The organism is Aurantimonas sp. C2-5-R2, from assembly GCF_036549495.1.
In the GTDB taxonomy this organism is placed as follows: Bacteria; Pseudomonadota; Alphaproteobacteria; order Rhizobiales; family Rhizobiaceae; genus Aurantimonas; species Aurantimonas coralicida_A.
Map to the genome: position 1 here is coordinate 1 of NZ_JAZHLJ010000136.1, position 5,420 is coordinate 5,420.

The 5,420-nt window shown below is 64.3% G+C and carries 4 protein-coding genes; 1 reads left to right on the forward strand and 3 read right to left on the reverse strand.

The window, feature by feature from the left end; genetic code table 11:
- Positions 1-205: 205 nt before the first annotated feature.
- Positions 206-2,680, reverse strand: coding sequence for a Tn3 family transposase (locus VQ044_RS23585; protein ID WP_327650044.1), 2,475 nt, complete (start codon positions 2,678-2,680; stop codon positions 206-208).
- Between the two features lie 112 nt (positions 2,681-2,792).
- On the opposite strand from VQ044_RS23585, the gene VQ044_RS23590 reads away from it, so the two are divergent.
- The gene (locus VQ044_RS23590; protein WP_331827807.1) at positions 2,793-4,064 is read left to right on the forward strand and encodes an IS256 family transposase; all 1,272 of its coding nucleotides are present in this window, start codon (positions 2,793-2,795) and stop codon (positions 4,062-4,064) included.
- Here the strand turns inward: VQ044_RS23590 and VQ044_RS23595 are convergent.
- Together VQ044_RS23595 and VQ044_RS23600 are read right to left on the reverse strand one after the other, a co-directional pair.
- A complete protein-coding gene (locus VQ044_RS23595; protein WP_327650046.1) occupies positions 4,049-4,594 on the reverse strand; it encodes a DUF4158 domain-containing protein in 546 nt (181 codons plus the stop codon). The two genes, VQ044_RS23590 and VQ044_RS23595, sit on opposite strands and share 16 nt — an antisense overlap.
- A 16-nt stretch (positions 4,595-4,610) precedes the next feature.
- Positions 4,611-5,216, reverse strand: coding sequence for a recombinase family protein (locus VQ044_RS23600; RefSeq protein ID WP_327650048.1), 606 nt, complete (start codon positions 5,214-5,216; stop codon positions 4,611-4,613).
- Positions 5,217-5,420: the final 204 nt, after the last annotated feature.

Sequence of the window (5,420 nt, forward strand, 5' to 3'; positions counted from 1 at the left end):
CGATCGGGCCCTTTCCTGTGTCGTGCCCCTCACGCCAGTGGCCTGCTTTTACTCCGCCCCACTGGCCCGGTTTTGCTCCGACGTTGACAGCCGCTGATCGCAGAAGAAGCGCACATCGATGAGATCGTCACCAAGCTTGGTGATGCGTTGGAGCGCGTGGCACGTAATTGAAAGAACCTATATATGGGGCTCCGTGGGAGTTTCTTCAGCGGTGTACGCTAAGGAAGACGAAGTTCTTGGGATTGAACCGGTTGGCGCGGATCGGACGGTAGCGTTCGAGGGGGCGGTCAATCTCGTTCCAGAGATAGTCGCCGGTGAGCGCGATATGGCCCCAGGGCAGCGGCGCTACCGGGGCGAGCAGAGCGTCCGGGATGGTGGTGCCCTGGTCGTGGACGAAGCGGACGGCGCGGCTGAGATAGACGGTGTTCCACAGAATGATCGCGTTGACGACGAGATTGAGGCCGGAGGCGCGGTAGGCCATCGTCTCGGAGATGCGGTTGCGTAGTTCCCCGAGCTGATGAAGGAACACCGCGCGCGCCAGGGCATGGCGGCTTTCGCCCTTGTTGAGAATGGCATGGGATCGCCTGCGCAGCTTGGGATCGAGCAGCCAGTCGCAGATGAAGATCGAGCGTTCGATACGTCCGATCTCGCGCAGCGCGACCGAAAGCCCATTCTGGCGAGGCGTCGCGGCGATCTTCTTGAGGATCACCGAAGGGGGTACGAGCCCGGCGCCGATCGACGCGCCAAGGCGCAGCACCTCGTCCCAGTGCGGCTCGATGCGGTCCATGTTGACCGTGCCGCCAATCAGCGCATCGAGCGGATCATAGGCGCTGTCGGGATCGATCACGAACAGCCGGCGACCGCCCAGATTGCGGATGCGCGGGATGAGCCGGTAGCCGAACAGGTGGAACATCGCGAATATCGTCTCGGTCGCCCCTGCGGTGTCGGTCGCATGTTCGCGTATCTCGACCGAGCTTTCATTGTGGACGAGCCCGTCGAGCACATAAGGCGCTTCGCTTTCGGACGCCGAAATCAGCCGGGAGAAGAAGGAGGCGAACCGGTTGGAGAGGAACCCGTAGAGCGAGGCGCCAGGCCGTTTGCCGTATTTGGCATTATAGTCGAGGCTGGCCTCACCTCGCCCGCCAGCCGGGAAGAACTGCCCGTCGGACGATGATACATGGCCGTCTCCCCAGATCGCCGCGAAGGGATGGGCCTGCTGCGCATCGACCAGCACAGCCGTTGCGGTCGCATAGGTTTCAGGGCGAAGGTGGCGATCAACCATCAGCATCATCTGATGGATGGTGACGCCGCGCGAACTCTCAGCCATGCGCTCGGCCCCGGCGTTGGTCGCATCGGCGAGGATCGCGGCCATTAGCGCAGCCTCGTCGCCAGCGGTTTCGCCAGTGCGATAATGGGTGAAGCTGTCTAGAAAGTTCGTCCAGCGATGCACCTCGGCGAGCAGGCTGGTGATCCTGACACGGGGCACGAGCGTATAGAGACGACGGCTGAGCGCGGTGATCCGGTCGCGCTCCTCCTCACCGATCGGGCTGATCGACAGGCCCTTGTCGGTAAGGGCGGCATCGGGGATCGCATCGGCTGCTGCCGCCTGCGCGAGCGCCTTCAACCGAGCGTCCAGCGTAGTGGCCCGCTCCTTGCGCCAGGCATTGAAGCTGTCCGGCACGGCAAGCCCCAGCCGTTGTTCGTCGCGCATGACGATGAAGGTCGTGCGCGGCAGAAGATAATCCTCGAAGCTGCGCCAGGCGCGGCTGCCCTCGACCCAGATATCGCCGGCACGCAGCCGGTCGCGCAGATGGATGAGGACCGCCACTTCCCAGGCCCGGACATCGAGATCTCCACCCGAGCGAACACGGCGACGCCATTTGCGGGTGAGAAAGGACAGTGGCAGCGTCTTTGGTAGCTTGCCGCCCTGATATACCGTCCGCAGCAGCTCGATCGATGCGAGGATCTGATCGGTTGGGCGGAAGGACTGGAAGCTGAACGCGGCGAACACGAGCCTGGCGACAGCCCTGAGCGATTTCTGGCGATCGATCAGCTCGTCGAATTCATCATGCCGGTCGGGATGAACGAGACCCGACGCAACCGCGACGCTGGTTTCCAGCGCCTCCCATCCGAGCGTGCCCGCGACCGCTGCGGCCAGATCGCTGCCACTGGCGTGCGCCGCCAGCAGCGCCTGCCCGAGCTTTACATGGTCGACCGCGACACTGGCCAAGACCTGAGCTTCCTGCAACAGCCGTTCCTTGCGGCCGAGTTCCGCCTTACGCCCGGCACTAGCGAGAAGTTTGCGGAACAGCTCGATCGCCAGATCGGTCAGCGCAGCCTGTCGCTCGATAACGAACGCGGTCAGCGTCGCATATCGGCGATCGACCGAGAAGCGCTGCATCTCGCGCGCATGGAGGATGCGCGCTTCCTTGGCGATGATGCCGTAACGGTTGGCGTGGATCGCCTTTCGCCGCTCGTCCGAGATTCCCGCGCGACGCACTGCGTCCAGGCGGGCGATCACAGCCTTGAGGCTTTTCAGTCTGGCGCCCTCGGGCGCATCGGCGATCCAGCCGAGCAAGGTCCGCTCTCCGCTCCGCTCGCTGATGAGCTCGTCGAGGCTTGCAAGCGTGACCGGGCTGAGTCCATCGATCAGATGCCGGTACGCCTGTCGACGCGCCATCGCCCGACCGGCCAGGAGCTATGGCGGAAACTGGGTGATGACGGTTTGAGAAAGGCGGCGTATCGGGGCGGGTGTCGAAGCCTGCCCGAACCTCCAGAGGAGCGATACGCCTATGAAGACCGATAGCACCGTTCACGCCTTTCAGCACCCTGGCGACATCGATGATCCCCTGACCTTGGTGCTGCGCGATGGCGCCCGCCGGCTTCTGGCGCAGGCCGTCGAGGCGGAAGCCGAGGCCTTCCTGACGGCGATGCAGGGCGAACGTCTTGCCGACGGCCGTGCCCGGCTCGTTCGCCATGGCCATGGTCCGGAGCGCGCAATCCAAACGGGGGTCGGTCCGGTGCCGGTGAGGCGCGCCAAGCTGCGGGATCGCGGCGCCGATGGGCCGGAGCAGGACCGCATTACCTTCACCTCCGCGATCCTGCCGAAATGGGCGCGGCGAACGAAGAGCCTCGATGCACTGCTGCCGGTCCTCTACCTACGCGGCATCTCGACCGGCGATTTCCAGGAGGCCCTTGCTGCGCTGCTGGGAAGGGACGCCCCGAACCTGTCGCCGTCGGTGATCGGACGCCTGAAGGAAGAATGGACGGGCGAATACGATCGCTGGCAGCGGCGCGATCTGTCGGCCCGGCGCTACGTCTACATCTGGGTCGACGGTGTCTATCTTCAGGCACGGATGGAAGATGATGCCGCTTGCATGCTCGTCATCGTCGGCGCCACGCCCGAAGGCAAGAAAGAACTCGTCGGCTTCCAAGTCGGTGTCCGCGAGAGTGCGCAGAGCTGGCGCGAACTGCTCGTCGACCTGAAAGCACGCGGTCTCGCCGCCGCGCCCGAGATCGCCGTCGGCGACGGAGCACTCGGCTTCTGGAAAGCGCTCGAGGAGATCTTCCCCGGAACGCGCCACCAGCGATGCTGGCAACACAAGCTCATCAACATCCTCAACAAGGTTCCGAAGTCGGTTCAGCCGAACATGAAGACGGACCTTCGCGAGGTGCGGGACGCGCCGGACCGGGCGAGTGCCGAAGCCGCCATCGCGGTCTTCGCCGAGAAGTACGGCGCCAAATATCCCAAGGCCGTCGAATGCCTGGCCAAGGACCGCGACGCGCTCCTGGCCTTCTTCGACTTTCCGGCCGAGCACTGGGACCATCTGCGGACCTCGAACCCCATCGAGAGCGTCTTCGCCACGGTCCGGCACCGGACGGTCAGAACGAAGGGAGCCCTGTCGCAGAAGACCGCCCGGTTGATGGTCTTCAAACTCGTTATCGCCGCATCGAAGACCTGGCGGCGGCTGAAAGGCGAAAATCGCTTGCCTATGGTCATCGCTGGCATCAAGTTCACCGACGGCATCGTGTCCACCGCGCCCGCCGATCAACGCGCCGCCTGATCGGCCCCGTCACCCAACTCCGGCCATAGCTCACCGGCCAGCGCCAATCGCTCGACCATGCGCGAGACTGGGACGACGATGCGCGCGGCCTTCAGGGCATTGATCACCGCCAGCACGATCGGCTCGCCTTTCTCCGTGGCGACCGCGCCAACCGCGCCTGCGCGGATGCACAGACGGTAATCGCGCTCCCGTATCGTCCGAAGGTTCAGGTGCGCCATGATTTCGGCCAGATGCTCGCGCCGGGTTTCGTCACGACGGGCATAAAGCTCGAACACGACTGGGTCGATGCCGACCTGGTCGGCGACGGTATCGAGAACGGCTGCTGGGACGACTTCACCCGCGCGCAACGGTCGTCCGAGATCGCGTACCAGCGCCAGCTGGACCGCAAAGCCCAGCCGATTGTGGGATCGGCGACGACGCCGGGCGAACGCGACATCCTCCAGCGTGAGAGCATAGCGCGCGAGTGCTTCCTCGTGGGTGTCGGGCGGCTCGAACAGGAGCGCTTTTGCCTGAGCGTCCAGAAATGCCATGCTGGCGATCCGCCCGTTATGCGCTGTTCGCGGGCTTGTCGGCCGCGCCGGCACCGGTCCACCCGGTCCGCTTCAGCATATCGATCAATGTCGAGCGCGGCACCTGGAAGCTGCGGCATACCGAGGCCTTGCTGGCACCCCCTTCGAGCGCTGTCAGAATCTGGTCGATCTTCTCCGCGTCGATTGTGGGCGGCCTGCCGCCCTTGCGCCCACGCCGGCGTGCCGCGGCGAGCCCGGCATTGACGCGCTCGGTGATCAGCGCGCGCTCATATTCGGCGAGCGTCCCGAAGAGATTGAACAGGAAGCTGCCATGGACGCTCGTGGTATCGATCACCTCGGTCAGCGAGCGAAAGGCGACGCCGCGTTGTTTCAATTCCTCGACGATGCGGATCAGATGCGACAGCGATCTTCCGAGCCGATCGAGTTTCCAGACGATCAGCACATCGCCATCACGCAGATCGGCCATGCAGGCTTTCAGGCCCGGCCGGTCGTCACGCGCGCCCGAAGCTTTGTCCTGGTGTAGATGCCGCTCGTCGACGCCTGCGGCGACGAGGGCATCGCGTTGCAGGTCGACCGATTGGCGCTCGTCACTGCTCGACACCCGCATGTACCCGACCAGCATGTGCGACAAACCTCAAATTAGATGTTGTCGTACACTATAGCGATCCGACAGGGTTTGTCGCGGAAATATGATGGCTTTTCGCGAGGCCGATCAAAGACCACGCGCCGGACACGACGGGAATGTCCCGGTCTCTGTTGAAACTCTGAAGTGGGCGGCGTTGCCCGCCTTGAGCCGTTAGGCTCGGGGTGCCGATTCCACTGAGGA

What these genes read in the sequence shown, in the direction of transcription:
- VQ044_RS23585 (WP_327650044.1), bottom strand. Translation starts at nt 2,680, where the DNA reads ATGGCGCGTCGACAGGCGTACCGGCATCTGATCGATGGACTCAGCCCG.
- VQ044_RS23590 (WP_331827807.1), top strand. Translation starts at nt 2,793, where the DNA reads ATGAAGACCGATAGCACCGTTCACGCCTTTCAGCACCCTGGCGACATC.
- VQ044_RS23595 (WP_327650046.1), bottom strand. Translation starts at nt 4,594, where the DNA reads ATGGCATTTCTGGACGCTCAGGCAAAAGCGCTCCTGTTCGAGCCGCCC.
- VQ044_RS23600 (WP_327650048.1), bottom strand. Translation starts at nt 5,216, where the DNA reads ATGCTGGTCGGGTACATGCGGGTGTCGAGCAGTGACGAGCGCCAATCG.